The organism is Bradyrhizobium manausense (assembly GCF_018129685.1).
In the GTDB taxonomy this organism is placed as follows: Bacteria; Pseudomonadota; Alphaproteobacteria; order Rhizobiales; family Xanthobacteraceae; genus Bradyrhizobium; species Bradyrhizobium manausense_D.
This window is the reverse complement of sequence record NZ_JAFCLG010000006.1, coordinates 198,755-223,779: the sequence shown is the minus strand read 5'-3', so window position 1 is coordinate 223,779 and position 25,025 is coordinate 198,755. Positions and strand designations below refer to the sequence as shown.

Genomic DNA, 25,025 nt, shown 5'->3' with positions numbered 1-25,025 from the left:
TGTCGACCCGATATGGGGCGACAATAGTGCAGATTCGAGGGTTAAACCCTCAAATCCCCACACTTTTTCGTGTTTGGCTCACGTCGGGACGATCCGTCGCACGCCTTTTGCATCAGGCCCACCCCTTTGGGGGGTGGACCAGGGTCCCGAACCATCGCGCGGGACCCCGTCCGTAAGCGTTGCTTACTTGAGCTCGACCTTGGCGCCAGCCTTCTCGAGCTGGGCCTTGATCTTGTCAGCCTCTTCCTTGTTCACGCCTTCCTTGACAGGCTTCGGCGCGCCCTCGACGAGGTCCTTTGCTTCCTTCAGGCCCAGGCCGGTGATGGCGCGGACTTCCTTGATGACCTCGATCTTCTTGTCGCCGGCGCTGGCGAGAACGACCGTGAACTCGGTCTTCTCTTCCGCCGGAGCAGCGGCCGCGCCACCGCCAGCCGGGCCAGCCACGGCGACAGCCGCGGCAGCAGAAACGCCCCACTTCTCTTCGAGGAGCTTCGCCAGTTCGGCAGCCTCGAGCACGGTGAGGCTCGAGAGGTCGTCAACGATCTTCTGCAAGTCAGCCATTGTTCAGTTTCCTTGAATGTAAGTCTGGTTCGGGTTTGAGTTTTGCGAAGGGCGTCAGGCCGCTTCGCCCTTTGAGGCATGAGCCTGGATGACGCGCGCGAGCTTGCCCGCGGGCGCGTTGGCGAGCTGAGCGAGCTTGGTCGCCGGGGCCACGAGCAGGCCGACGATCTTGCCGCGCAGTTCGTCAAGCGACGGCAGCGAGGCAAGCGCCTTCACGCCGTCGACATTCAGGACGGTCTTTCCCATCGAGCCGCCGACGATGATGAACTTTTCATTCGTCTTGGCGAATTCGATGGCGACCTTTGGCGCCGCTACCGGATCGTTCGAAGTGGCGATCACGGTCGGCCCCTTCAGCATGGGGCCGATGGCAACGACGTCAGTGCCTTCAAGAGCAATTTTGGCGAGACGGTTCTTCGAGACCTTCACCGAGGCGCCAGCCTGCTTCATCTGCGTGCGCAGCTTCTGCATCTGGGCAACGGTCAGGCCGGAATATTGGGCAACGACCGCGACGCTCGTGGTCTTGAAGACCCCATTGAGCTGTTCGACCGCTTCCTTTTTTGCCGCTCGTTCCACAGCAAGCTCTTTCCGGTTGGCGGTCATCGCAAAAGCGGGACCGCCGGGTTGCACCCATCGTCCCGCCCAAACCTGAACCTCAGGGCAAAAACCCATCGGACGCGCCGGGCAAGACGACAATTCAAAGCCTGCCCTCCGGGAGCTCTTAAGAGCCCACGGCGTGTCGAGGTCCGAACCAAACTCCTTTCGCGACCACCCTCAAGTGAGAAGCGAAGTGAAATCCGGTCTTCACCCGTCTATGCAGGCCATGCGATTAAGCCGTTGAGAAATCGAAACTTCCCGCGGGCGCCTGCAGTCTTGGACAGGACAAGGCCAGCCGGCGAACCGCCTGACCTCTGCCCGCATCCCACCGGCCGATGGATTTTCCTTCCTTTTCCGGGCAAATCCTTACGGACGTCCTGAAAAGGAATGATCTCCTGCGTGTCGGGTTTTCGGAATGCGTGCACGAACGCGCCAGCCAAGGCCGGCACGTCCGGAAGCGGTTCTTTAACCGCTCTCCGCCGGATTGCCAAGAGCAAAATTCACACCAGTTCCAATCCGTTGCCCTCCGGGCTTGAGGCGGCCCGATAACGGCCGATTCAGGCCGATTTGACCTCGTAAGGCAGCGGCTTGCCCTCGAAAAATGCGCTGAGGTTGGCAAGGACGCATCCCTGCATGGCCAGATGCGATTCGAGGGTGTGTCCGCCGATATGCGGAGCGAGCACTACATTGGGCAGCGCCGTCAGCGCGTCGGGGGCATGCGGTTCCTTCTCGAAGACGTCGAGGCCGGCACCGGCGATGGTCTTGTCAGTCAGCGCGGCGACCAGGGCCTTCTCGTCAATGACCGAACCGCGCGAGATATTGACGACATAGCCGTCCGCGCCGAGGCGCTTGAGGATATCGGCGTTGACGACGTGCTGGGTCTCGGCCCCCGCCCGGACCGCAACCATCAGCACGCTGCACCAGTCGGCCAGCGCCTCCAGTGATGGAAAATGTTGATAGGGCAGATCGTATTTGGTGCGGCTGAAATAACCGACTTCGCTCTCAAAGGCGGCGCAGCGCGCCGCGATCTTGCGCCCGATCTCGCCCATGCCGTAGACGCCGATGCGGCGGCCGGGCATGCCGGCCTGCGGGCGCATCAGCGGCGATTGCTTCGAGGCCGCCCAATCGCCGCTGCGGACATATTGGTCCGCGACAAGGAGCCGGCGGGTCGTCGCCAGCATCAGCGTCATCGCGATGTCGGCGACCGAGGCGGCATTGGCGCCGGGGCTGTGGCCGACCGCAATCTTGCGCGCCGCGGCCGCCTCCAGGTCGACACCGTCATAGCCAGTGCCGTAGCAGACAATGGCGCCGAGCTTTGGAAACAGGTCCATCGCCTCCGCGCCGAGCGGTGAGCCGCCCGCGGTCAGCAGCGCGCGGATGCCGCTCAGCTCTTCGGTCGGAAACACCTCGCTCGCAGCCTTGCCACCGGTGTCGAGCAGTTCGAACCGCTCGGCAAAGCGCGCCAGCATCGTCTTGGGAAAGCGCGAATAGATCAGGACCTTGTCAGCCATTGTTCTTGTTTCCGATGAATCACACCCACAAACGACGAGGGGCGGAATCGGTCGCCCGATCCCGCCCCTCGCCTCATGCAAATTCCAAACCTCAGCCGAGAATCGTGCCCGGCTCGACCTTCACGCCCGGGCCCATCGTCGAGGACACCGCAACGCGCTGGATGTAGGTGCCCTTGGAGCCAGCCGGCTTGGCCTTCGCGACCGCGTCAGCCAGAGCCTTGATGTTCTCGACCAGCTTCTCCTCGGAGAACGAGGCCTTGCCGACGCCGGCCTGCAGGATGCCAGCCTTCTCGACACGGAACTCGACCGAGCCGCCCTTGGCACCCTTCACCGCACCGGTGACGTCCATGGTCACGGTGCCGATCTTCGGGTTCGGCATCAGGCCGCGCGGGCCGAGCACCTTACCGAGACGGCCGACCAGCGGCATCATGTCGGGGGTGGCGATGCAGCGGTCGAAATCGATCGCGCCGTTCTGCACCTTCTCGACCAGGTCTTCGGCGCCGACGACGTCAGCACCGGCGGCCCTGGCTTCATCTGCCTTGGCGCCACGGGCAAACACGCCGACGCGGAGCGTACGTCCGGTGCCGTTCGGCAGCGTCACGACGCCGCGGACCATCTGGTCGGCGTGACGCGGATCGACACCGAGATTGATCGCGACCTCGATGGTCTCGTCGAACTTCGCTTTCGCGCGTTCCTTGACCATCTTGATGGCGTCCGCGAGCGGGTAAAGCTTTTCGCGATCAACACCTTCGCGGGCTTTGTTCAAACGCTTTCCGATTGCCATAGCCGCTTACCCCGCAACTTCCAGACCCATCGAACGGGCAGAGCCCTCGACCATCTTCATGGCCGATTCGATGGTGTCGCAATTGAGATCCTTCATCTTCTTCTCGGCGATCTCACGCACTTGCGCCTTGGTCACCTTGCCGGCCTTGTCACGGCCCGGCGCCTTCGAGCCGGACTGGATCTTGGCAGCCTGCTTGAGGAAGAAGGACATCGGCGGCGTCTTCATCTCGAAGGTGAAGGAACGGTCCGCATAGATGGTGATGATCACGGGGATCGGGGTGTTCTTCTCTTCCTTCTGGGTCTGGGCGTTGAACGCCTTGCAGAACTCCATGATGTTGAGACCGCGCTGACCAAGCGCGGGACCGATCGGGGGCGAAGGATTCGCCGCACCGGCCGGGACCTGAAGCTTCAGGTATCCGGTCACTTTCTTTGCCATGTATCACTCCTGTTGAGCCGGCTGGCGCCGGCGGTTTCAGGTTCGTGGTCGGGACCTTGAACGGCTGGCAACCGCCCTCGTCCTCCCACGGCCTCTTGTCGCGCGGGGCTGAAGCCTCGCGCCTCGTCCGGTCAGACCTTCTCGACCTGACCGAATTCCAGTTCGACCGGCGTTGCGCGGCCGAAGATCGACACCGCGACCTTCACGCGCGAGCGGGCCTCGTCGATTTCCTCGACGACACCGGAGAACGAAGCGAACGGGCCGTCGGCCACGCGCACGTTCTCGCCGATCTCGAACGACACCGACGCCTTCGGCCGTTCCACGCCCTCCTGCACCTGGTGCAGGATGCGCATGGCCTCGTTCTCCGAGATCGGCATCGGCTTGTTCTCGGCGCCGAGGAAGCCCGTGACCTTCGGGGTGTTCTTGATCAGATGAAACGCCTCGTCGGTCAGCTTCATCTTCACCAGCACGTAGCCCGGGAAGAACTTGCGCTCGGCGTCGATCTTGCGGCCGCGGCGCACTTCCGTGACCTTTTCGGTCGGAACCAGCACCAGTTCGAACAATTCCTCGAGCCCGCGCTGCTTGGCCTGCTCGCGGATCGATTCGGCGACCTTCTTCTCGAAGTTCGAATAGGCGTGGACGATGTACCAGCGCTTGTCGGACGATTGGGTTGCGGCGGCTGCTGTTGCCATCAGTGAATGCCCAAAAGGAAGGTGATGAGGTAGCGGATGATCTGGTCGGCGGCGAAGAAGAAGATCGAGGCCACGGCGACCATCACGAACACCATGATGGTGGTGATCGTGGTCTCACGACGGGTCGGCCAGGTGACCTTGGCGGTCTCCGAGCGCACTTCCTGCAAGAACTTGAACGGGCTGACTGCCATCGTTTGAGACGCCATTAAGGATTTCGGGGATCCGAACAGCCTGATGTGGCCCAGCCCTCTGTCTCGAAGGATGAGCCGGAAAACCGGGCTCTGATGTTCGGGGGATTTCAAAGCCGCGCCGGATATCCGTATCTCACGGGCCGGCTGCGAGTGCCGCGTATGTACTGCGGGTGGGGCGAAAGGTCAAGGCGTGGCCGGCGCGGAACACGCGCGAGGCCGGCTGACGGAGGCAATGCGGATCAAGGGCTTACCGGGCGCGTATGACCCACGGTCCGAACCTTCGGCCCGCCGCTGTCCTGCCTGTCGATCCTGAATTTTCCGGATGAGCTGGCAGGAGTGGCAGGGCTCGAACCTGCGACCCCCGGTTTTGGAGACCGGTGCTCTACCAATTGAGCTACACTCCTACGGACCCTCGCGTCGCCGCCGGATCAGGGGCGCTTTCAAGCACAAGGGACGGCTGGATTGCAAGGACGGATTGCAAGGGTGAGGCGCGCTGGCTTCGCTTGTTTATGCAGCGGCTTCTGGGCCACTCTCCCTCCCCGATAACCAAGAACAATCGGGAGCCCCCATGACGACCCTAGCGTCGACCGCAGCCGCCACCCGCCCCTCGACCGCGCCGAAAACCCCGCCTTTGCCCGAGGCCAGGCCCGAAACGCTGGGCCTGTCGCGCCGCCGCCTCCAGGCGATGTCGGATGCGTTCAAGCGCGAGATCGACAAGGGAACCGTTCCCGGGGTGACCGTGCTGGTGGCTCGGGGCGGCCAGGTCGGCTGGTTCGAGGCCCTCGGCAAGCAGGGTCCGGCAGGCCCGGCGATGGCGCTTGACTCGATCTTCCGGATCTTCTCGATGACCAAGCCGATCGTCTCCGTCGGCATCATGGCGCTGGTCGAGGACGGCCATCTCCTCCTCGGCGATCCCGTGGCCAAGTTCATTCCGGAATTTGCCGACCAGAAGGTCGGTGTCGTCAGCGGCGGCAAGCTTGAACTGGTTTCGCCGAAGCGGCCGATGACGGTGCAGGACCTGCTCCGCCACACCTCGGGTCTCACCTATGAGCACCAGGGCGACGGCCCCGTGCACAAGATCTACCAGGAGTCCCGCGTCCGCAGCCGCAAGATCACCAATGCCGAACATGCGGCACTGGTCGCGAGCTTCCCGCTGGTCTGCCACCCGGGCGACGAGTTCAACTACAGCCGCTCCACCGACATCCTCGGCCGCATCATCGAAGTCGTCAGCGGCAAGTCGCTCGGCACGTTCCTCGCCGAACGTATCCTCGCACCCTTGCAGATGGGCGAGACCGGCTTCTCGACCTCCGAGGCCAATGCCGGCAGGCTCGCCCAGCCGTTCGAAGCCGATCCCTGGACCGGCGACAAGGTCGCACTGTTCAACATGCTCGAGCAGCCGGTGATGGAGTCAGGCGGCGGCGGCCTGGTCTCGACCACGATGGACTACGCCCGCTTCGCGCTGATGCTGCGCAATGGCGGCACGCTGGAAGGTGCCAGGATCATCGGCCGCAAGACGCTGGAGCTGATGGCGTCCGATCACCTCGGCCCTGATGTCGTGACCAACGGCACCCTGCTGTCGCCCGGCCACGGCTTTGGTCTCGGCTTCGCCGTCCGTCGCGAGGCCGGCATCGCGCCCTTCCCCGGCAGCGTCGGCCAGTATTTCTGGAGCGGCATTGCCGGCACGTTCTTCTGGGTTGATCCGAAGGAGGATCTGTTCACGGTGTTCATGACCCAGGGCCCGGGCCAGCGCGATTTTACGCGGACACTGGTGCGGAATCTGGTTTATGCGGCGGTGGACTAGCGCCGTCAGGCACTCGCCAGCAAGACAGGCTCCGCGACAGAGGACGCGGAGCCAGCTTGGCCTTGCGCCATGGAGACGACGATTTGCGCCGCCTCTCGCAGAGAGGTGGCAAACAAATCCGCCTTCGCCGTCTCGCGCAGTTCGTCGATATTCGTGACACCCTCCGCCCAGCATCCGACCATGATGGATGCCTTCGGCAGCTTGCGGCGAAGCCGGCGCACCGCATAGCGCAGATGGGCCGGGCTCGTGAGACCAATGTAGCTCAGGCAGATCAACGCCACGCCTGACGTATCGAGGCCGAAAATATTTGCCGTCGACAACGCTTGCGGGCCTTCCACTCGGCTGCCCACGCCGTGCGCGCGGCACAACTGCGAGAGCATGATGGCACCGGCCTCGTCGAGCATGGTTCGGCCTCCAATGCAGAGTACGGCATTTTCGCCGCGAAATTGCTCCGCGAGGGCCGCTGCATCGAGCACGGGGATATCCGGCTGGTCGTTGGCGACGGCTTCGACTGCATCGACCGCTTCGGCATCCACGGTGCGCTCATTTCCAACGGGATGACCATCCTCCTGGTCCGAGAGGTCGTCGACGAATTCAACAACGGTATCGCGAATGCGCGCGAGCCGCGTCCGGTCCAGCGCGGCGCGATCGAGGTCTGACTGCGCCAGTTGCAGGCCCTTGAGCGCGACGTCATCGTAATAGGCCGCGAGCGATCTCTCCTTGAGAAATTGCTCCGCCTTCTCGGCTGCTTCGGTTGGGTCGCCGGCCAGCATGCGCTGATAGAAAATCTCCGGAGGCGACAGCGCCGGTCGATCGCCAAACATGATGTCGAGAAAGGACAGTCTTTCGACGTGTCGGCCCAGCACGACCAGGCAGACGGTCAGTGGCGTGGCGAGCACCAGCCCAATCGGTCCCCACAGCGCCGTCCAGAAGGTCGCGGAAACGACGACGGCGACGGGGGAAAGACCGGTGGTGCGGCCGTACAACAGTGGTTCAACCACCTGCCCGACCAGCGGCTCGATGATGAAGAACAGCGCTGCGGTCCATACCAGCATCCACCAGCCCGGATCGACCGCTACCGCGAGCGCGAGCGGAAACGCCGCAGCTATGATCGAGCCGATATAAGGCACGAAGCGCAGCACGGCGGCGAGAATGCCCCACAACGCCGCACTGGGAATTCCGATCAGCCACAGGCCGGTGCCGATCAGCACGCCGAAGCCCGTATTGAGCATAAGTTGATTGAGGAAGAGCCGGCTCAAGCGCGCTGCGGCGTCGTCGAGGGCCGCCGTCGTGCGCTGCAGATCGTGGGAGCCAGCCAGCCTGATCAGGCGGTTGCGGAGATCCTCACGCTGAATCAGGATGAAGATCACGAAGATGACGATGATGCCCGTCGTCGCCAGCGGCGACACCAGAGGGGCGATCAGCGAGCGCAGGCTCTCGAGCGCGCCGGGATCGGGCTGCAACACCTCGACCGGGACCGGTTTGACGCCGGAGATTGGCGTCCCGCCTGTCAGAGGATTGGCGGGAGCCACCGCCTTCGGCTTGTCCAACTCCTTGCCGAGATCCTGCAGCATGCCGGCCGCCCGTTCCAGCGTGGAACTGCCTCCGGCAACGCCGCGCACCGACTGAATCTTGGACAGGATCGTGGCCTGGTATTTCGGCAAATCGCCGGCCAAACCGTTGAGCTGCGTCGCGATCACGCTTCCCAAGGCAAAAATGATCGCAAAGGCGAAGAGCACGACCCCGACAACAGCCAGTGCGCGCGGGGCGTGAAGACGCTGTAGCAACCTGACGGGAGCGGCGAGGACGAAGCTGAGCAGGATGGCGAGCGCGACGGGAACGAAGATTTCCCGCCCGAGATAAAGAGCCGCGACGATGATCATGGTCAGGATCGCCGCGCCCACCGCAACAACCATGGCGGAGACGTCGTCGGGAGATTGCGGCTTGATCACCGTCGGGATCATCTGTCTGGCTTCAGCCTCGCCTGCCATGCCGGTCAAGGCTGGATGCCAGACTAACGAGCCCGAAAGTGGTTGGTTCCTTCCAACCACCTTCCCTGCAGGTGGGCGAGATCAGCTGATCGTCGCGCCGCCGTCGATCACCATGGTCTGGCCGGTCATGAAGTCGCCGGCCGCAGAGCCCAGAAACACCGCCGCGCCCGCGATCTCGTCGGGGATGCCGATGCGCAGCAGCGGCGAGCGCGCGGTCGAAGCCTTCAGGTTCTCCGGATTGTCCCACAGCGCCTTCGCGAAGTCGGTCTTGATCAGGCCGGGCGCGATGCAGTTCACGCGGATGTTGTGCTTGCCGTATTCGCAGGCGAGGTTGCGCGCGAGCTGCATGTCGGCGGCCTTCGAGATCGCGTAGGCGCCGAGAATGGTCGAGCCCTTCAGGCCGCCGATCGAGGAGACGATGATCACCGAGCCGTCCTTGCGCTCGATCATCTGCGGCACCACCATCGAGATCAGCCAGTTGTTGGCGACGATGTTGTTGTCGAGAATTTTTCGGAACTGATCGTCGGAGATGCCGGCGAGCGGACCGTAATACGGGTTCGACGCCGCGTTGCAGACCAGCACGTCGATCTTGCCGAAGGCCCGATTGCTCTCGTCGACGAGGTTCTGCAGATTTTCCTTCGACGAGATGTTGGCGGCGATCGCGACCGCGGTGCCCTTGCCGAACTTGTCGTTGATGCTAGTCGCGACCTGATCGCAGACATCGGCCTTGCGCGAGGAGATCACGACCTTGGCGCCGTGCTCCGCCATGCGCTCGGCGATCGCAAGCCCGATGCCGCGCGTCGAGCCGGTGATGACGGCGACTTTCCCCTTCATGTCGAACAAGGTCATGTTTCTCTCCCAGAGTGTGATTTGAATTTCTTGAAGCCTACGTCGCGTCCGCCTGCGCGGACAATTGCTCAGGCGAGCTTCTTGACTTCCGGTCCCGCCAACTGATGCAGCTCTGCATGCGCAGCATCGGCAATCCACGGCTGCTGGTTCACCATCGGCACCCGCCAGACCGAGCGCTCGGGGCTGGCGAAATGATCGAGCCGCGTGATCGAGACGTTGTCGATGTCGAACGACAGCGCCCGCTCCACCTGGCCGTCGAGCGCGAGACCGATCGCCGCCTTGATGGTGCCGCCATGCGCGACCGCGATCACGTCCCGGCCGGCGGCCTCGGCATTGATCCGCTCGATGGTGCGGCGCGCGCGGTTATAGAGATCCATGAAGCTTTCGCCGCCGGGCGCGGGCTCGTTGATATCAGCGAACCAGTTCGATCCCACCGGGCGGCTCGCGATGAACCGGGCGCGGTTCATGCCTTGCCATTGTCCGAGATTCTGTTCGGCAAGATCGGCCTCCCACTTCATCGACGCGGGCTTCGGGTAGCCGGCCGCCCAGATCGCATCCGCCGTCTGGTGTGTGCGCATCAGATTGCTCGAATACCAGACCGCGTTGCGCGGCAGCACCTTGGCAACGGCGTTGAACACATACGTGTCGCTGGTGTCGCAGGGAAGATCGCTCTGTCCGTAGATGTTGCCGCCGTCATTGCGCACCGGCGCGTGACGAACCCACCACCACCGCGTCGTGACCACATCAGGCTTGTCTGCGGCTGCCATCGAAACCCTTCCATCCCGTGTGATGTCGCTGTACGTGAGTAGCGAACGTGTCTCAAGACACTTTACCGTTTGAAATTCTGTTTGAAATTCCGTCGTGCGGCAAGCGTCGCGCGCGTACCAAAGGGAGAAACACATGGGCCGCCTCGAAGGCAAATCCGTCATCATCACCGGCGCCGGCAGCGGAATCGGTCGCGCGGCCGCACACCTCTTCACCAAGGAAGGCGCCAAGCTGATCGCGGTCGATCGCACCGAGGCGGTGAAGGAAACCGTCGAGGAGATCAAGAAGGCGGGCGGTGTCGCCGAAGCAATGCTCGCTGACGCCGGCTCCGAGAAGGACGTCATGGCCGTGATCGACAAGGCGGTGAAGACGCATGGCAGGCTCGACGTCATCTGGGCCAATGCCGGCGTTTCCGGCGGGCTCGTTCCGCTCGGCGAGCAGACCGTGGAGCACTGGCAGGAAGTGCTGCGCGTCAACCTGATCGGACCGTTCCTCGCGGTCAAGCACGCGATGCCGCACATGGTCAAGCAGCAATCGGGCGCGATCGTGCTCACCGCGTCCGTTGCTGGCCTCAAGGCCGGCGCGAGCGGGCATCCTTATGCGGCAAGCAAGGCCGGCGTGATCAGCCTCGTGCAAACCACGGCCTATTCGCTCACCGGCACCGGCGTGCGCATCAATGCGGTCTGCCCTGGCCTGATTGAAACAGGCATGACCAAGCCGATCTTCGACCGCGCCAAGGAGCGCGGCACCCAGGACAAGATCGGCCAGCTCAATCCCCTCAAGCGCCCCGGCCAGCCGCACGAACTCGCGGCGATGGGACTCTTTTTGGCCAGCGATGAGGCGTCGTATGTGAACGGCCAGGCGTTCCCGGTGGATGGTGGTCTCACGGCCTCGATGCCGTATACGGGCAAGCCGGTTTAGCATGATCGCTCTTGTTCGTTCCGTCATCCCGAGGTGCGAGGTGTGCGATGCGATGCATCGCAGCGGCATACAGGTGAAGCCGAAACATCCGGCCTTCCCTGCGCGTTGTTGATTTGCCCGATCGGCCAGGCCGTTGGTATGGTTCATGCAGGCGCCTGAGCCTGCATCTTCCTCCGACAAGAACGTGACATGCCCAATCCGATCTTCCCGAGCTCACGTCCCGATCGCATCCGCAACATGCTCGCCGAGCTTGTTGCCTTCGATACGATCAGCGACCGCACCAATTTGCCGCTGATCGCGCATATCGAGAGCTATCTCGCCTTCCTCGGCGTCAAGGGCGAGCGCATCACCGACAAGACCGGCACGAAGGCTTCGCTTTGGGTGACGATCGGGCCTGAGGACAAGCCCGGCCTCGTGCTGTCAGGCCATACCGACGTCGTGCCGGTCGTCGGTCAGGACTGGAGCCACGATCCATTCAAGCTGGTCGAGCGCGACGGCAAGCTGTTCGGCCGCGGCACCACCGACATGAAGGGATTTGTCGCGGTGTGCCTCGCCATGGTGCCGGAGATGCTGGAAGCAAAACTCAACACGCCGATCCATCTCGCCATCTCCTATGACGAGGAGATCGGCTGCATCGGCGTGAGGCCGATGCTGGCCGAGATCGCGAAGAAGAAAATGCGGCCGCTCGGCGCCTTCATCGGCGAGCCGACCGAGATGAAGGTCATCATCGGCCACAAGGGCAAGCACGGCGTGCGCGCAACCTTCCACGGGCTCGCACGGCACTCCTCGATCGCGCCTGACGGCGTCAACGCCATCGAATATGCCGCCGAGATGATCACCGAGATCCGCCGCCGCGCGGTGAAGCTCGCGGCCGAGGCCGAGCGCAACAGTCTCTATGACGTTCCGCACTCGACGCTGCTGACCAGCATCGTGCATGGCGGCGCAGCGCTGAACATCGTGCCTGATACCTGCACGGTGGATTTCGAATGCCGCGGCATCGGCATTACCGAGTCGCGCGAGGTGACGGACGCGATCGTCGCCTGGGCCAAGGCCGAGCTCGAGCCCGCGATGAAGGCGCGACAACCCGAATGCGGCATCGACTTCGAGGAGATCCTCGACTACCCCGCCCTCGACACCAAGGCCGATGCCTCCATCGTCACGCTGGCCAAGAGCCTTGCGGGGCGCAACGACCACGCCAAGGTCGCTTTCGGCACCGAGGCGAGCCTGTTCACCAGCCTTGCCGATATCCCCTCGGTCGTGATCGGCCCCGGCTCGATCGCGCAGGCGCACACGCCGGATGAGTTCGTGGAGATGGCCGAGCTGGAGAAGTGCGCGGCGTTTGTGGAGAGGCTGATCGCGCATTGCGCGAAGGATTAAGCGCCTCTGTTCGTCATTGCGAGGAGCGAAGCGACGAAGCAATCCAGACCGCCACCGCGGAAAGATACTGGATTGCTTCGCTACGCTCGCAATGACGGAGACTGCAGAAACATCCGGGAATCACGAAACAAAAAAGGCGCGGCCATCGACCGCGCCTTCGTCTGGCTCACACTGCGCCCGCCTTCTGCGCGTAGTCCCACGACGCCTTCGACAGCGGCACGGTGCGTTTGGCGGATTCCAGCGCCTTGGCGTTGGCGGCGGTGCCGTCGCGGACGCGGCCGGCGATGCCTTGCGTGATGCCGGCGAGGCGGAACAGATTGTAGGCGAAGTACCAGTTGAGATCAGGCACCGTCATCCTGGTGACGTTGCAATAGATCTGCGCGGCTTCCTCCACGCTCGGGATGTTGAGTGCCTTGAGGTCGGCGCCTTCAAGGCCCGGCATGACCCACTGCATCAACAGATAGGTGAAGTCGGCCATGGGATCGCCAAGCGTGGAGAGCTCCCAGTCCAGCACGGCCAGCACGCGCGGTTCCGTCGGGTGGAAAATCATGTTGTCGAGGCGATAGTCGCCGTGGACGATCGAGACGCGCGCCTGCTCGGGCACGGTCTTCGGCAGCCATTCGGCGACCTTCTCGAACTCCGGAATGTGCTGGGTTTCGGAGGCGCGATACTGCTTGGTCCAGCGGTCGATCTGGCGCGCGAAATAATTGCCTGATTTGCCGAAATCGCCAAGCCCGATCGCAACCGGATCGTACATGTGGAGCTTGGCCAGCGTCTCGATCTTGCTGGTGAAGATCTTGCGGCGATCCTCCGGCGCCTGGCTCGGCAGCGTCGGATCCCAGAACACCCGGCCCTCTTCCATCGACATGATGTAGAAGGCAGCGCCGATGACGCCGTCGTCCTGGCACAGTGCATAGGCGTGCGCGACCGGAAAGCCCTGCTTTCCAAGAGCTGCGATGACGCGGTATTCGCGATCGACCGCATGCGCCGACGGCAGCAGTTTGCCGAACGGCTTTCGGCGCATCACGTAAGAGCGCTTTGGCGTGTTGAGCCGGTAGGTCGGATTGGACTGGCCGCCCTTGAACTGCAGGACGACCAGCGGGCCTTCAAAGCCTTCGACGTGCTCGCGCATCCAGGCCTCGAGCCTGAGCTCGTCGAAGCGATGACGCTCCTCGACCGGCTTGGTGCCCGAGAACTCTTCGTCTTTCCTGACGCCGTCAGCCACGATGACGCTCCCTCTTTTTGTTGTCCGTCATTCCGGGATGGTCCGCGGGACCGCGAAGCGCGGCCCGGAGGACCAGACCCGGAATCTCGATATTCCGGGTTCGATGCTGCGCATCGCCCCGGAATGACGGTGAAGGGAGCGCCCGCGAGCCCTCCCTCTTAGTGCTTGGGAGAGTTGGCATACTTCCGAACTTCAAGTCTGGCAATGGCGCGATTGTGCACCTCGTCCGGACCGTCGGCGAGCCGCAGGGTGCGGATGCCGGCGTAGTCCTTGGCAAGACCCGCTTCGTCGGACACGCCCGCGCCGCCGAACGCCTGGATCGCCTCGTCGATGATCTTCAGCGCCATGTTGGGCGCCGCGACCTTGATCATGGCGATCTCGGCCTGCGCGGTCTTGTTGCCGACCTTGTCCATCATGTCGGCGGCCTTGAGGCACAAAAGACGCGTCATCTCGATGTTGGTGCGGGCCTCGCCGATGCGCTGCTCCCAAACCGAATGTTCGACGATCTTCTTGCCGAAGGCGGTGCGCGACATCAGCCGCTTCACCATCTTCTCAAGCGCCTCCTCGGCTTTGCCGATGGTGCGCATGCAGTGGTGAATACGGCCCGGTCCCAGACGGCCCTGCGCGATCTCGAAGCCGCGACCTTCGCCGAGCAGGATATTCTCCTTCGGCACGCGCACGTTCTCGAGCAGCACCTGGGCGTGGCCGTGCGGCGCGTCATCGAAGCCGAACACCGGCAGCATCTTCTCGACCTTGATGCCTGGGGTGTCGAGCGGAACCAGGATCTGCGATTGCTGCTGATGCTTGGCCGCGTTGAAATCGGTCTTGCCCATCAGGATCGCGATCTTGCAGCGGGGATCGCCGACACCGGACGACCACCATTTGCGGCCATTGATGACGTAGTGATCGCCATCCTTCTTGATGCTGGTCTCGATGTTGGTGGCGTCGGACGAGGCAACGGCCGGTTCCGTCATCAGGAAGGCCGAGCGGATCTCGCCGTCCATCAGCGGACGCAGCCATTTGCGCTTCTGCTCCTTCGAGCCGTAGCGCATGAACACTTCCATGTTGCCGGTGTCGGGTGCGGAGCAGTTGAACACTTCCGAGGCCCAGGAGATGCGGCCCATCTCTTCCGACAGCAGCGCATATTCGAGATTGGTCAGTCCCGCGCCGCGGAATTCATCGTCCTCATGCTCGTTCGGCGGCATGAACATGTTCCAGAGGCCTTCGGCCTTCGCCTTCTTCTTGAGGTCTTCCAGGACCGGGATGACCTTCCAGCGTTCGCCGCTCTTGTCCTGCTCGTTATAAACAGGCACCGCCGGACGCACGTGCTTGTTCATGAAGGACTGCACGCGGTCGAGCCATTCCTTCTGCTTGGGCGACATATCGAAGTCCATGGGACGCTCCTCGGTCTTGCTTTGAAAGCCTGTTTTGCGCCGGACTGTCCTCCCGCAAGGCGCGGCCCGCAAGCGCCATCAGGCGGATCGCGGGGCGTGGAACCGGCGCCACTTCGGCGAGCGACGCAATTCCATCATGCGGATTGACTTTTCCCGACCTTCAAACGATAGTTTCATACAACTGTTTGAATTGCAACTCCCTCGGGGAGAGCACCGATGCCCAGCGATCATACGAGGTCTGCCATTCTCGCCGCTGCCGAACGGCTCTATGCCGATCGCGGCTTCGGCGACGTCACGCTGCGCGACATCGTCGCGGAGGCAAACGTCAATCTCGCGGCGGTGAACTATCATTTCGGCTCGAAGGACGAGCTGATCGCGGAACTATTTGTCACCCGCTCGATCGCGACCAATCGCGAGCGCCTGCGCGAGCTGAAGGCGGCGGAGGAAGAGGGCGGCGGCCGCGCGCCGATCGAGGTGATCTTGCGCGCGCTGGTCGGCCCGACGCTGCGCGGCTGCTTGGGTCCAGAGAACCAGCGCTCCACCGCGGCGCGCTTCATGATCCGCGCCTCGATCGAATCAGTGCCGCCGATCCGCCGCATCAAGAACCGCGAGATCGACCATCTGCGGAAATTCGCAGGCGCGATGCGCAGGTCCCTGCCCGACCGCAACGACGTCGACATTTATTGGGGCCTCAACTTCGCGCTTGCGATGGCGCACCACACCATCCGCGAGAGCGAGCGCCTGACAAAGCTGTCGGAAGGCCAATGCGATCTCGACGACGTCGAGGACGTCGTCGAGCGCGTCGTCAGCGTTGCGACGATGGCGCTGACGGCGGGGCGAACGGAGGCGAAGGCACCGTCGCGCATCGCCGCGCGGTAGCGCGTCACATCATCGCGATGCAGTCGATCTCGACGTCGAACGGGCCGAACCATTCCGGCGTCACGACGAAGATCCGCGCCGGCGGGTCGACCGGGAAGTAGCGCGCATAGATCGCGTTGAAGACAGCGAAATGCTTCGTCGAGGTGCAGTAGACGTTGCACTTCATGACGTTGTCGAGCGACGCGCCCGACGTCTCCAGGCACAGCTTCATCTGCTCCATGATGATCTCGCTCTGCCGCTCGATTCCCATTCCGCCGATCGCGCCCGTATCGGGGTCGAATGGCGGCAGGCCTGCGACGAAGATCATGTTGCCGGCGCGCGTGACGGGCGAGGTCGGCGCCTTCACGCGATCGAGAAACGACGAGATCGGTTCGACGCGGAGCGCTTCGCGTTTCATGGGCGGCCACCTTCGGTTCAAGCGAGACGGGTGCCTGACTACATCATTCTGCAGCCGGCATGTTTCGCTTCTAATCGAAGTGCGGTCGCCATGCGCGGGAGCTTACGCCCGCTGCGGCATCTCCTCGGCCTCTTCCTTGGCGAGCAAGAGCAGCATTTCGATGCCCATGTCGCCTTCCTGCGGCGAGCGGATGAACTTGATCTCTTCGGCACTTTGCCGCAGTGCGGCAATGATCGCGACAGCCTGGTTGGCCGTTGCCGCCTCGGTCGCCAGAATCGACTTCTGGTTTTTCGCCTGGAACCCGATCGTGTAGGACATGCACCTGTCTCCCCCGAACTCAGTGAGAGAGATCGAATCTGAGTCGCGGGCGCAGCGGAAGCCTGTGCGAGTACGGACCGGGTTTATCTGGGGATTGCGCGCAAGCCTCGCGTAAGGCCGCGCGGGCGTCACGCTTCCGTCACCAATTTGTAGGCGGACGCGTTCACCCGCCCGCAAAGGCAAAGAAAGCCCTAGATGATCCCCTGCTGCTTCAGCTCGTCGATCTTGTCGGCGTCATAGCCAAGCTTGCCGCCGAGGATCTCCTGGGTGTGCTCGCCGAGCAGCGGCGGGGCACGATAGTCCTTGATCGGGGTCTCCGAGAGGGTGAGCGCATTGCGGATCAGCGACAGATCAGGCTGGAAGGGATGGTCGACCTTCACCCGCATGCCGCGCGACTGCACGTGCGGATCGGCAAACACCTGCTCGAAATTGTTGATCGGGCCCGAGGGCACGCCGGCCTCCTCCAGCTTCTCCAGCCAATAGGCCACCGGCTTCTTCAGGAACAGGCCGGCGAAGATCGCCATGATCTCCTTGCCGTGCACCACGCGGTCATTGTTCTTGACGAAGCGCGGATCGGCTGCAAGCTCCGGCTCGCCGAGCACCGCGCAGGTCTTCCGGAACTGGCCGTCATTGCCGACCACCAGCATCAGCTCGCCGTCGGTGCAGCGGAACACGCCGGCCGGCATGCCGCCATTGCCCCAGGTGCCGCGGCGCGGCGGCATCTTGCCGTTGACGAGATAGATCTGCAGCCAGTGCGACAGCGATGCGATGACGGTGTCGAACAGGCAGACGTCGATGTGCTGGCCCTGCCCGCCATTGGCGTCGCGATGGTAAAGCGCCGAGAGGATTCCGATCGAGGTGTTCATGCCGGTCATGTAGTCGACGATCGACGGACCGACCTTCATCGGGCCCTCGCCCGGCTCGCCGTCCATATGGCCGGTAACGCTCATCAGGCCGCCCATCGCCTGCAGGATGGCGTCATAGCCGGCACGCGGCGCATAGGGGCCGGTCTGGCCGAAGCCGGTTACCGAGCAATAGATGATGCCAGGGTTGATCGCCTTGATCGTGTCGTAGTCGAGGCCGTAGCGCTTGAGATCGCCGACCTTGTAGTTCTCCATGAAGACATCGGCGTCCTTGGCAAGCTCGCGGATGATCCCCTGCCCCTCGGGTTTTGCGATGTTGACGGTGACCGACTTCTTGTTGCGGTTGGCGCAGAGATAGAACGAATTGTTGTTGTTCGCCTTGCCTTCGGGGTCGGTGAGGTAAGGTGGACCGAAGGCGCGCGCGTCGTCGCCGGTGCCTGGCCGCTCGATCTTGATCACCTCCGCGCCGAGATCGCCCAGCATCTGGGCCGACAATGGCCCTGCGAGCACACGCGTGAGGTCAAGGATCTTGATGCCTGAGAGCGGCAGGGCCGACATGTCGATTTCCTCCGGGAACTGAATCTTGGCGGGGCTGCGAGATCGCGGACCACGCTCCCTGCGGATACACCATTTTCGCTCCTCGAGCACTGCAGTGGCGGCATACGGCCATATCGCGGCGGCCGCAGGATCGACAGCCAAAGTCTATTTCCGCCTCGCGAATAACCCGTTACGCCGCGCCAACCGCCACTGCGCCCGGACGCCGTCGGCCGAGCAGAAGCAGGATCAGCACCGTCGCGCAGGAAAACACCAGCGTCAGCCCGAGCGCGCCGCGGCTGCCGAACTGGGTGAGCAGGCCGGCAAGCAGCGGCGGCGAGATCGCGGACGCCAGGTTGAGCGGCAGTGCGAGCATCGACATCGCCTTGGCGAACTCGGCCTGGTCGTAGAAGACCAGCGGGATCGTCGCCCGCGCCACCGCCATCGCGCCGCTGCCGGCACCATAGAGCAGGATGAAGATCGCGACCGCCCAGGTCGCCCCTTCGCTCAGCATCAGCAGCACCATGGCGATGGGAAGCGCCGTGCCGGCCACGAGCCCGGTGGTGATGCCGTCCCATCGGCCGCCGCCGAGGAAGTCAAGGCCGCGCGCGCTGACCTGGATGATGCCCAGCATCGATCCGAATGCGAGCGCCTGCGACGGCGCCAACCCCTCCGCCCGCAACAATTCGATCAGGATGGCGCCAATGCCGAAATTGACGAAGGCATTCATCGTGATGACGCAGACGACGAGACCGAAGGTGCTTCTTGGAATTGCGGGGGACGGCGCAGCCTTCACCGCCTCGCCACGATCGTCAGCCGCAATTTCTTGTCGGCGCGGCGCAACGAATGCGTAGAGCGGAAGGTTGATGGCGAGCAGCATGGCCGCGTACACGAGACAGGTCCCGCGCCAGCCTAGCCAGCCGCTGAGACATGACGTGGTCGGCCAGAAGATGCTGCTGGAGAGGCCTGTCACCAGCATCAGGCCACCGATGGCATTCTTGGCGCCCCGCCCGGCCACCTCGTTCAGCATGATGTAGGCGCCGGTCGACAAGGTCGCGCTCCCGCCCATGCCGAGAAAGACCCAGCCGACGAAATAGAGCACCGGCTCACGCGCAAAAAACAGGACGAGGTAGCCCGGCACGGAGACAACGGTGCCCACCATCATGACTTTGCGCGCGCCGTGCCGCGCAAAGGCCTTGGCAAGCCAGGGCGCACACAGACCCATGGTGACATAGAGAACGGAGCTGCCCGCGAACACCGCCGGCAGGCTCATGCCGAGATCGGCCCCGAGGTCGCGACCGACCACGGCCGGAAGGCCGATCGTGCCCCATCCAATGAGCTGGGTGATCGCAAGCACCAGCAGGACTCCGACGAGCCTGCTGTCAGATTTCAAGAACCGCATTCCAGTCGTCGCCTGCCCGGCAGGCGCCGATTACGCCTGTGAGCCCTGTTTACCCGCAGACTCGGCAGGCGGGAACGGCGACTGCCGAATGGCAGAAGGCAGCCAGAAGCATGTCGGGCGGATGTCAGACGCAGGACCGTCTCCCTATCCCGCGATCCCGAGCAGGGATCGCGCTTCGGCCGCGTTTGCCACGCGTCGGCCATGACGTGTAACGGCTTCACAGGCGATGCTTACGAGCTCCGCATTGCTGGCGGCGAGGCGGGTCTTGTCGACCCTGATATTGTCCTCGAGCCCGGTGCGAACCGCATCGGCGCCGCGCGCCAGGGCCCAGCCCATGACCTCGGCTTGATGGCGTCCGATCCCGGCAGCGGTCCATGTGGCTTTGGGGATCAGCCGCTTGAGTTCTGCCAGCAGGATGTCGAGCACATGCTCGTCGGCGGGCATTGCGTTCTTGACGCCCATGACGAATTGCACATGCGGACGCGCATCCATCAGGCCCGCCTCGATCAGGCGACGGGCGCCGTGCAGATGCGACAGATCGAAGATCTCGATTTCCGGGCGGATGCCGTTCGTCTTCATGCCAGTCGCGAGCATGTCGACCAGCGCGGCGCTGTTCTCGTAGACGATGGTCGGAAAGTTCACCGACCCCGTCGAGAGCGAGGCCATGTCGGGCTTCAGATAGAGCGACGATCCGCGCGCGGAAGGGTCGCGGCCGCGGCCGCCGGTCGAGAACTGGACGATCATCCCGGGGCAATGCGTCTTGATCCCCTGCTGCACCAGAGCAAAACGCTCGGGGTCGGAGGATGGCGTCTCGTCGTCGTTTCGGACATGGATATGGGCAAGCGTAGCACCGGCCTCGAAGGCCTGGTGCGTCGACTCGATCTGCTCGGACGGCAGAATCGGCACCGCCGGGTTGTCCTTCTTGCGCGGAACGGAGCCGGTGATGGCGACGGCAACTACAACGGGGTTCATCTGGCGGCCTTACGATGATCGCGCTCACGCGCACAAAACGTCAATCGACAGTCAATCTATACCGCGAGACCTTGCCGCTGCGAGCGTCATTCATCGCAGCGGCATTGCCTCCTGCGATCAGGTACGAACTGCGGCGGCGGCTCCTGCACGCTGTCGATCATAGTCGGCCCGCGCCATCGGAACGGCCTTGGGATTGCCGAGATCGTCGATGCTGATCCGGTAGGTTTCCCTGGCAGTGACGGCCGCCAGTGCCGCGATGACTGTGATGCCGAAGGCGATCGCCCCCACCGTTACTGGAATGTTGGGTGAGCCGGGAGGCGCCACGGTCGCAAACAGTGCCGGAAGCAACGCCGTGATGGTGGTTCCGATGTTCTGCGAGATCGCCATCGCCGAGACGCGGGTGCGGGTCGGAAACAGCTCCGGATAGAAGCTCGGGAAGATCGCGTTGTAGCCTTGATAGACGACTCCCCACATCAACAGCGAGACCAGGATCGCGAGCGGCACGTTCTTGATGCTGATGGCATAGAGGTAGCCAAACGCGAGCAAGCCGGAGAGCAGCGCGCCGACGATGATCGGCGGCTTGCGGCCAACCTTGTCGGAGAGATTGCCGACGAAGGGAATGACGAAGACGGCCAGCATGTTTCCAAGGACCGGGATCCAGAGATAGACGTCCTTGGCAAAACCGATTCCATAGGCCGGCTGCACCGCATAGGCCGCACCGAAGATGGTCGCAACGACCGGAATGACATTCATCAGCGCCATGCAGATGACCCTGAGCATGTCGCGCCAGCTCAGCTTGATTGCCTGGACGATGGGCGCCCGCGGCGTCTCGCCCCGCTCACCCTCGCGGGCAAAAGCAGGCGTTTCGTCGACTTCGCGGCGGATGATATAGCCGGCGACGATGACGAAGAAGCTGAGCAGGAAGGGAATGCGCCAGCCCCAGCTGTTGAAGGCCTCGGTCGGCATATAGGCCGCGAGCGGCAGGAAAACGGCGGCCGCCAGAATTTGTCCGGCCTGAACGCCTTGCAGGGCGAAACTTGCATAGAAGCCGCGGCGTCCGAACGGCGCGTGCTCGAGGATCATCGAGCTTGCGCCGGAGATTTCACCGGCAACTGCAAAGCCCTGGATGAGGCGCAGGACGACCAGCAGGATCGGCGCGAGGATGCCGACCTGCTGATAGGTTGGCAGGAGTCCCACGGCCATGGTCGAGATGCCCATCAAAAACATGCAGACGATGAGAACGGTCTTGCGGCCGTGAGTGTCGCCCCAATGTCCGAGCACGAAGGCACCGATCGGCCGGGCCACATAGCCCACGCCATAGGTCGCCAGCGATGCGACGATGGCAACCGTGGGGTTGTCCGACGGGAAGAAGATCTGCGGGAAGATCAGCGACGCCGCGGTCGCGTAGATGAAGAAGTCATAATATTCGAGAGCCGAACCGATCCAGCCGCTTGCTGCGGCCTTCCTCGACTGGCTCACCTGATGGATTCCGGTCATCCTGGGCGTCCTCCAAACTGGTTTTTTGGCGTCCCTTGGCGGGCTTCGTGGAAGAAATTGGGCAGCCCTCTCCGCGCGCCGTGCGGGCTTTCCGCAAGCGTTCGTGACTGCCGATAAGTGTTTGATTGACGCGATAATAGGCTTTCGCCGGGCTAACACAATTACCCAGTTATGCGATAAACCTAACATGATGTTATCCGCATCCGGAGCGCTGCTCCTACGCTGCATCACTCCGGCGGATTGAACGTCCTCACGAAATACACAGGCTCGCTATTCTTCTTCAGGCGATAGAGCTGCGCCGGGCGGTTCGGGCCGCGCCGCATCCTTGCCACCGGCTCGATCATGTCGGCCGACAGGATCCTCGTGCGGAAGGCGCTCTTTTCCAGCGGACGATCGAGCACGATCTCGTAGACGCGCTGCAGATCCGGCAGCGTGAATTCGGCCGGCATCAGAAAGGCCGGCAGCGAGGTGTATTCCACCTTGTTGCGCAGGCGCTGGATTGCGCTTGCCAGGATCTCGCCGTGATCGAAGGCGAGCTTGGCCTTGAGCCTGCCACCGACGATCGGATGCCATTGCGCATCGCCGGTGAGTACGCCCGCGTCCGCCGGGATCAGCGCGAAATAGGCGTGGGTCGCCGACCAGCCGCGCGGATCGCGCACAGCGCTTCCCCAGCTTCCGAGCTGCTCGAGATAAGGGCTCGCGACACCCGTCTTCTCCTTAAGCTTGCGCGCGGCGCAGGCCGCGAGATCGCGGTCCTTCGCGACATCGACGAAGCCGCCGGGCAGCGCCAGGCTGAGCGGAAACGGTTCGCCCTCGCCGGCCGGACGCCGCACCAGCAGCACCTGAAGCCTGTCGTCGAGAATCGCAAAGATCACGACGTCGACCGTGGTCAGGGGCCGCGGAAAGTCCAGATGTCCTGAGTTTTCAATCGCTTCGACCCGCGCACCGCCCGCCATCGACAGCCTCCCTTGTTCGGCCTTGACAGTAGCATAGTTAGTTGTACAGTCCAACTTACTTAGTTGTTCAGCCCAACTTATAGCCCCAGGAGGCAAGCCATGTTCGGCATCCGATTTATCAAGGCCCAGCCCACCACCTATTTGATGAAGTACCGCGCCGGCGCAGTCGTCGCCGAGGGCACCGGCCTCTCCGCGCTGTATTACGCGCCGGTCACCACGCTCGTCGCCGTCCCCGTCGGCAGCCGTGACGCCTCCTTCATCTTTCAGCAGATCGCACGCGACTTTCAGACGCTGACCGTGCAGGGTCACGTCACCTATCGCGTCAGCGAGCCGAAGAAGGCGGCCTCGATGCTCAACTTCACCCTGAAGCCCGACGGCAAGACCTATGAGACCGACGATCCGGAGAAGCTGCCGGAGCGCATCCTCGGCACCGTCGAGGTTCTCGCGCAGCAGGCCATCAAGGAAATGACGCTGAAGGACGCGCTGCAGGCGTCCGACCGCATCGCGGACATCATCGAGACTGGCCTGCGGGGCCGCGCCGACATTGACGCGCTCGGCCTCGAAATCCTCGGGGTGTCGATCCGCGGCGTCAAGCCGACGCCTGATACGGCGAAGGCGCTGGAGGCGCAGGCGCGCGAAGCGATCCTGAAGAACGCGGACGAAGCGATCTTCGCCCGGCGCAATTTCGCCGTCGAGCAGGAGCGCGCCATTCGCGAGAGCGAGCTCGACACCGAGATCGCAGTCGAGCAGAAGAAGCGCTCGATCCGCGAGACCCAGATGGACGCCGAGGCGAGTGTCGCCGCCAAGCGCAACGAGTTGCGCGAGGCCGGCATGGCCGCGGACATCGTGCTGGAAGGCAAGCGCAAGGATTTCGTCGGCCTCAACGCCGAGAACACCCGAACGCTGGCCGATGCTGAGGCCTATCGCGTCGGCGCGCTGATGAAGATCTTCGAGGGCGTCGACACCCGTGTGATCCAGGCGCTCGCAGCCGCCGGCATGCAGCCGGGCCAGCTGATCGCGCAAGCCTTCTCCGGGATCGCCGAGAAGGCCGAGAAGATCGGCCAGCTCAACGTCTCGCCTGATCTGCTCAGCCAACTGCTGGAGAAACCGAAGCCGGAGGCAGCCAATGCCCGCCGCCAATGACCGCAAGATTGTGCTGGTGACGCGCAAGACCAGGTTGGAGGATCTGGTCGCGCGTTACCTCACCGCGGCGCAAGCCCGCTTCTACGTCGAGCATCTTGGCGCCGATTTCTCCGACTATGAACGCGAGCACGAGGTCTATCACGAGCAGCGCCACGCGACGCTGCAGGTGCTGGAGCAATGGGGGCGCTATCAGGTGATCGAGCGCGGCTTCCTGCCCAACTTCATCTTCGCGCCCGATGACATCGTGGTCGCGCTCGGTCAGGACGGCGTCGTCGCCAACACGATGAAATATCTCGACGACCATCCGCTGATCGGGCTCAACCCTGATCCCTCGCGCTATGACGGCATCCTGCTGCCCTTCGCACCGCACGACCTCGCAAAGCTGCTGCCGGAGGTCGCCGCCGAGAAGCGCAACAGCCAGGCCGTGACCATGGCAGAAGCGCGGCTCCGCGACGGCCAGGTGCTTTACGCCGTCAACGACCTCTTCATCGGCGCCCGGACGCATGTTTCCGCCATCTACGAGATCGCGGCCGGCGGGACGACGGAGCGGCAATCCTCGAGCGGGCTCGTGGTCTCGACCGGGCTCGGCTCGACCGCGTGGTTCAGGAGCATCGTCACCGGCTCGCTCGCCATCGCCGGCAGCTTTGGCCAACCATCCCCACGGGCCGGGTATGACGCCCTGCCCTGGGATGCAGCCGAGCTGCGGTTCGCCGTGCGCGAGCCCTTTCCCAGCCGCCATTCGCAGACCAATCTTGTCTGCGGCCGGCTCTCACCTGAGGAGCAGCTGCGTATCCGCTCGCTGATGGCGGAGAACGGCGTGATCTTCAGCGACGGCGTCGAGGCCGACCGCCTCGATTTCAACGCCGGCGCGGAGGTCACGATCGGGATTGCCAAGCGGCGTGGGCGGCTGATCGTGTAATTCAGCTATAGCGCTGGAACCGGCCGCCGCAGAAGCGCGCTGCCGACCATGCCG

Annotated in this window: 25 protein-coding genes and 1 tRNA gene; 6 read left to right on the top strand and 20 right to left on the bottom strand. The window is 63.6% G+C overall.

Annotated elements, in window-relative coordinates; all coding sequences use genetic code 11:
* Nucleotides 1-183 precede the first annotated feature (183 nt).
* The 8 genes from rplL to JQ621_RS17545 all read right to left on the bottom strand — a co-directional run bounded on the left by rplL (nt 184) and on the right by JQ621_RS17545 (nt 5,172).
* Nucleotides 184-561 carry a 50S ribosomal protein L7/L12 gene (rplL, locus tag JQ621_RS17580; RefSeq protein WP_027549190.1) on the bottom strand — a complete coding sequence of 126 codons (378 nt, stop codon included), beginning with the start codon at nt 559-561 and terminating at the stop codon, nt 184-186.
* A gap of 54 nt (nt 562-615) precedes the next feature.
* Nucleotides 616-1,134, bottom strand: a complete 519-nt coding sequence (rplJ, locus tag JQ621_RS17575) for a 50S ribosomal protein L10 (protein ID WP_212235932.1) — start codon at nt 1,132-1,134, stop codon at nt 616-618.
* 578 nt (nt 1,135-1,712) lie between these two features.
* Nucleotides 1,713-2,666 carry a 2-hydroxyacid dehydrogenase gene (locus tag JQ621_RS17570; protein WP_212235931.1) on the bottom strand — a complete coding sequence of 318 codons (954 nt, stop codon included), beginning with the start codon at nt 2,664-2,666 and terminating at the stop codon, nt 1,713-1,715.
* Between the two features lie 91 nt (nt 2,667-2,757).
* Nucleotides 2,758-3,450, bottom strand: coding sequence for a 50S ribosomal protein L1 (gene rplA / locus JQ621_RS17565; RefSeq protein WP_212235930.1), 693 nt, complete (start codon nt 3,448-3,450; stop codon nt 2,758-2,760).
* A gap of 6 nt (nt 3,451-3,456) precedes the next feature.
* Complete coding sequence (gene rplK, locus JQ621_RS17560) at nt 3,457-3,885, bottom strand: 50S ribosomal protein L11 (RefSeq protein WP_027554142.1); 429 nt, start codon at nt 3,883-3,885, stop codon at nt 3,457-3,459.
* A 131-nt stretch (nt 3,886-4,016) separates the two neighbouring features.
* Nucleotides 4,017-4,577: a transcription termination/antitermination protein NusG gene (gene nusG / locus JQ621_RS17555; RefSeq protein ID WP_212235929.1), complete on the bottom strand. Its 561-nt coding sequence runs from the start codon at nt 4,575-4,577 to the stop codon at nt 4,017-4,019.
* A complete protein-coding gene (secE, locus tag JQ621_RS17550; protein ID WP_007611620.1) occupies nt 4,577-4,768 on the bottom strand; it encodes a preprotein translocase subunit SecE in 192 nt (63 codons plus the stop codon). Before secE ends, nusG begins: the two co-directional genes overlap by 1 nt.
* Nucleotides 4,769-5,096: 328 nt before the next feature.
* Nucleotides 5,097-5,172 (bottom strand) — tRNA-Trp (locus tag JQ621_RS17545).
* Nucleotides 5,173-5,336: 164 nt separating this feature from the next.
* On the opposite strand from JQ621_RS17545, the gene JQ621_RS17540 reads away from it, so the two are divergent.
* Nucleotides 5,337-6,569: a serine hydrolase domain-containing protein gene (locus tag JQ621_RS17540; RefSeq protein WP_212235928.1), complete on the top strand. Its 1,233-nt coding sequence runs from the start codon at nt 5,337-5,339 to the stop codon at nt 6,567-6,569.
* Between the two features lie 5 nt (nt 6,570-6,574).
* Here JQ621_RS17540 and JQ621_RS17535 read toward each other — a convergent pair whose 3' ends face one another.
* The 3 genes from JQ621_RS17535 to JQ621_RS17525 form a co-directional block, all read right to left on the bottom strand.
* Nucleotides 6,575-8,533 carry an AI-2E family transporter gene (locus JQ621_RS17535; protein ID WP_212236032.1) on the bottom strand — a complete coding sequence of 653 codons (1,959 nt, stop codon included), beginning with the start codon at nt 8,531-8,533 and terminating at the stop codon, nt 6,575-6,577.
* Between the two features lie 108 nt (nt 8,534-8,641).
* Nucleotides 8,642-9,409 (bottom strand): SDR family NAD(P)-dependent oxidoreductase, encoded by a 768-nt coding sequence (locus JQ621_RS17530; RefSeq protein WP_212235927.1) that lies wholly within the window; start codon nt 9,407-9,409, stop codon nt 8,642-8,644.
* 68 nt (nt 9,410-9,477) lie between these two features.
* The gene (locus JQ621_RS17525; RefSeq protein ID WP_212235926.1) at nt 9,478-10,176 is read right to left on the bottom strand and encodes a histidine phosphatase family protein; all 699 of its coding nucleotides are present in this window, start codon (nt 10,174-10,176) and stop codon (nt 9,478-9,480) included.
* Between the two features lie 133 nt (nt 10,177-10,309).
* Between JQ621_RS17525 and JQ621_RS17520 the strand changes: the two genes are divergently transcribed.
* Together JQ621_RS17520 and argE are read left to right on the top strand one after the other, a co-directional pair.
* A complete protein-coding gene (locus JQ621_RS17520; RefSeq protein WP_212235925.1) occupies nt 10,310-11,095 on the top strand; it encodes an SDR family NAD(P)-dependent oxidoreductase in 786 nt (261 codons plus the stop codon).
* Nucleotides 11,096-11,284: 189 nt separating this feature from the next.
* On the top strand, nt 11,285-12,472 hold the full coding sequence (gene argE / locus JQ621_RS17515) for an acetylornithine deacetylase (RefSeq protein WP_212235924.1): 1,188 nt from the start codon (nt 11,285-11,287) through the stop codon (nt 12,470-12,472).
* Nucleotides 12,473-12,638: 166 nt separating this feature from the next.
* Here the strand turns inward: argE and JQ621_RS17510 are convergent, their stop codons facing one another.
* Nucleotides 12,639-13,697 (bottom strand): phosphotransferase family protein, encoded by a 1,059-nt coding sequence (locus tag JQ621_RS17510; RefSeq protein ID WP_212235923.1) that lies wholly within the window; start codon nt 13,695-13,697, stop codon nt 12,639-12,641.
* A 158-nt stretch (nt 13,698-13,855) separates the two neighbouring features.
* On the bottom strand, nt 13,856-15,091 hold the full coding sequence (locus JQ621_RS17505) for an acyl-CoA dehydrogenase family protein (RefSeq protein ID WP_212235922.1): 1,236 nt from the start codon (nt 15,089-15,091) through the stop codon (nt 13,856-13,858).
* Nucleotides 15,092-15,307: 216 nt separating this feature from the next.
* On the opposite strand from JQ621_RS17505, the gene JQ621_RS17500 reads away from it, so the two are divergent.
* Nucleotides 15,308-15,970, top strand: a complete 663-nt coding sequence (locus tag JQ621_RS17500; RefSeq protein WP_212235921.1) for a TetR/AcrR family transcriptional regulator — start codon at nt 15,308-15,310, stop codon at nt 15,968-15,970.
* Between the two features lie 4 nt (nt 15,971-15,974).
* On the opposite strand, the gene JQ621_RS17495 is transcribed toward JQ621_RS17500, so the two are convergent.
* From JQ621_RS17495 to JQ621_RS17465, 7 genes are all read right to left on the bottom strand, one after another.
* A complete protein-coding gene (locus JQ621_RS17495; RefSeq protein WP_212235920.1) occupies nt 15,975-16,367 on the bottom strand; it encodes a RidA family protein in 393 nt (130 codons plus the stop codon).
* A gap of 102 nt (nt 16,368-16,469) precedes the next feature.
* Nucleotides 16,470-16,685 carry a hypothetical protein gene (locus JQ621_RS17490; protein ID WP_092228482.1) on the bottom strand — a complete coding sequence of 72 codons (216 nt, stop codon included), beginning with the start codon at nt 16,683-16,685 and terminating at the stop codon, nt 16,470-16,472.
* A gap of 191 nt (nt 16,686-16,876) precedes the next feature.
* Nucleotides 16,877-18,106 carry a CaiB/BaiF CoA transferase family protein gene (locus JQ621_RS17485; protein ID WP_212235919.1) on the bottom strand — a complete coding sequence of 410 codons (1,230 nt, stop codon included), beginning with the start codon at nt 18,104-18,106 and terminating at the stop codon, nt 16,877-16,879.
* A gap of 169 nt (nt 18,107-18,275) precedes the next feature.
* The gene (locus JQ621_RS17480; protein ID WP_212235918.1) at nt 18,276-19,484 is read right to left on the bottom strand and encodes an MFS transporter; all 1,209 of its coding nucleotides are present in this window, start codon (nt 19,482-19,484) and stop codon (nt 18,276-18,278) included.
* Nucleotides 19,485-19,628: 144 nt separating this feature from the next.
* Complete coding sequence (locus JQ621_RS17475) at nt 19,629-20,456, bottom strand: 3-oxoadipate:acetyl-CoA acetyltransferase (protein ID WP_212235917.1); 828 nt, start codon at nt 20,454-20,456, stop codon at nt 19,629-19,631.
* A 117-nt stretch (nt 20,457-20,573) separates the two neighbouring features.
* Complete coding sequence (locus JQ621_RS17470; RefSeq protein WP_212235916.1) at nt 20,574-21,953, bottom strand: MFS transporter; 1,380 nt, start codon at nt 21,951-21,953, stop codon at nt 20,574-20,576.
* 227 nt (nt 21,954-22,180) lie between these two features.
* Nucleotides 22,181-22,909 (bottom strand): NUDIX hydrolase, encoded by a 729-nt coding sequence (locus JQ621_RS17465; protein ID WP_212235915.1) that lies wholly within the window; start codon nt 22,907-22,909, stop codon nt 22,181-22,183.
* 99 nt (nt 22,910-23,008) lie between these two features.
* Here JQ621_RS17465 and JQ621_RS17460 point away from each other — a divergent pair, with 99 nt between their 5' ends.
* Together JQ621_RS17460 and JQ621_RS17455 are read left to right on the top strand one after the other, a co-directional pair.
* Entirely contained in the window at nt 23,009-24,052 is a 1,044-nt protein-coding gene (locus tag JQ621_RS17460) for an SPFH domain-containing protein (protein ID WP_212235914.1), read from the top strand.
* A complete protein-coding gene (locus JQ621_RS17455) occupies nt 24,036-24,971 on the top strand; it encodes a diacylglycerol kinase catalytic domain-containing protein (RefSeq protein WP_212235913.1) in 936 nt (311 codons plus the stop codon). Before JQ621_RS17460 ends, JQ621_RS17455 begins: the two co-directional genes overlap by 17 nt.
* Nucleotides 24,972-25,025: the final 54 nt, after the last annotated feature.

What these genes read in the sequence shown, in the direction of transcription:
- rplL (WP_027549190.1), bottom strand. Translation starts at nt 561, where the DNA reads ATGGCTGACTTGCAGAAGATCGTTGACGACCTCTCGAGCCTCACCGTG.
- JQ621_RS17570 (WP_212235931.1), bottom strand. Translation starts at nt 2,666, where the DNA reads ATGGCTGACAAGGTCCTGATCTATTCGCGCTTTCCCAAGACGATGCTG.
- rplA (WP_212235930.1), bottom strand. Translation starts at nt 3,450, where the DNA reads ATGGCAATCGGAAAGCGTTTGAACAAAGCCCGCGAAGGTGTTGATCGC.
- rplK (WP_027554142.1), bottom strand. Translation starts at nt 3,885, where the DNA reads ATGGCAAAGAAAGTGACCGGATACCTGAAGCTTCAGGTCCCGGCCGGT.
- nusG (WP_212235929.1), bottom strand. Translation starts at nt 4,577, where the DNA reads ATGGCAACAGCAGCCGCCGCAACCCAATCGTCCGACAAGCGCTGGTAC.
- secE (WP_007611620.1), bottom strand. Translation starts at nt 4,768, where the DNA reads ATGGCAGTCAGCCCGTTCAAGTTCTTGCAGGAAGTGCGCTCGGAGACC.
- JQ621_RS17540 (WP_212235928.1), top strand. Translation starts at nt 5,337, where the DNA reads ATGACGACCCTAGCGTCGACCGCAGCCGCCACCCGCCCCTCGACCGCG.
- JQ621_RS17535 (WP_212236032.1), bottom strand. Translation starts at nt 8,533, where the DNA reads ATGATCCCGACGGTGATCAAGCCGCAATCTCCCGACGACGTCTCCGCC.
- JQ621_RS17530 (WP_212235927.1), bottom strand. Translation starts at nt 9,409, where the DNA reads ATGACCTTGTTCGACATGAAGGGGAAAGTCGCCGTCATCACCGGCTCG.
- JQ621_RS17525 (WP_212235926.1), bottom strand. Translation starts at nt 10,176, where the DNA reads ATGGCAGCCGCAGACAAGCCTGATGTGGTCACGACGCGGTGGTGGTGG.
- JQ621_RS17520 (WP_212235925.1), top strand. Translation starts at nt 10,310, where the DNA reads ATGGGCCGCCTCGAAGGCAAATCCGTCATCATCACCGGCGCCGGCAGC.
- argE (WP_212235924.1), top strand. Translation starts at nt 11,285, where the DNA reads ATGCCCAATCCGATCTTCCCGAGCTCACGTCCCGATCGCATCCGCAAC.
- JQ621_RS17505 (WP_212235922.1), bottom strand. Translation starts at nt 15,091, where the DNA reads ATGGACTTCGATATGTCGCCCAAGCAGAAGGAATGGCTCGACCGCGTG.
- JQ621_RS17500 (WP_212235921.1), top strand. Translation starts at nt 15,308, where the DNA reads ATGCCCAGCGATCATACGAGGTCTGCCATTCTCGCCGCTGCCGAACGG.
- JQ621_RS17495 (WP_212235920.1), bottom strand. Translation starts at nt 16,367, where the DNA reads ATGAAACGCGAAGCGCTCCGCGTCGAACCGATCTCGTCGTTTCTCGAT.
- JQ621_RS17490 (WP_092228482.1), bottom strand. Translation starts at nt 16,685, where the DNA reads ATGTCCTACACGATCGGGTTCCAGGCGAAAAACCAGAAGTCGATTCTG.
- JQ621_RS17485 (WP_212235919.1), bottom strand. Translation starts at nt 18,106, where the DNA reads ATGTCGGCCCTGCCGCTCTCAGGCATCAAGATCCTTGACCTCACGCGT.
- JQ621_RS17480 (WP_212235918.1), bottom strand. Translation starts at nt 19,484, where the DNA reads ATGCGGTTCTTGAAATCTGACAGCAGGCTCGTCGGAGTCCTGCTGGTG.
- JQ621_RS17475 (WP_212235917.1), bottom strand. Translation starts at nt 20,456, where the DNA reads ATGAACCCCGTTGTAGTTGCCGTCGCCATCACCGGCTCCGTTCCGCGC.
- JQ621_RS17470 (WP_212235916.1), bottom strand. Translation starts at nt 21,953, where the DNA reads ATGACCGGAATCCATCAGGTGAGCCAGTCGAGGAAGGCCGCAGCAAGC.
- JQ621_RS17465 (WP_212235915.1), bottom strand. Translation starts at nt 22,909, where the DNA reads ATGGCGGGCGGTGCGCGGGTCGAAGCGATTGAAAACTCAGGACATCTG.
- JQ621_RS17460 (WP_212235914.1), top strand. Translation starts at nt 23,009, where the DNA reads ATGTTCGGCATCCGATTTATCAAGGCCCAGCCCACCACCTATTTGATG.
- JQ621_RS17455 (WP_212235913.1), top strand. Translation starts at nt 24,036, where the DNA reads ATGCCCGCCGCCAATGACCGCAAGATTGTGCTGGTGACGCGCAAGACC.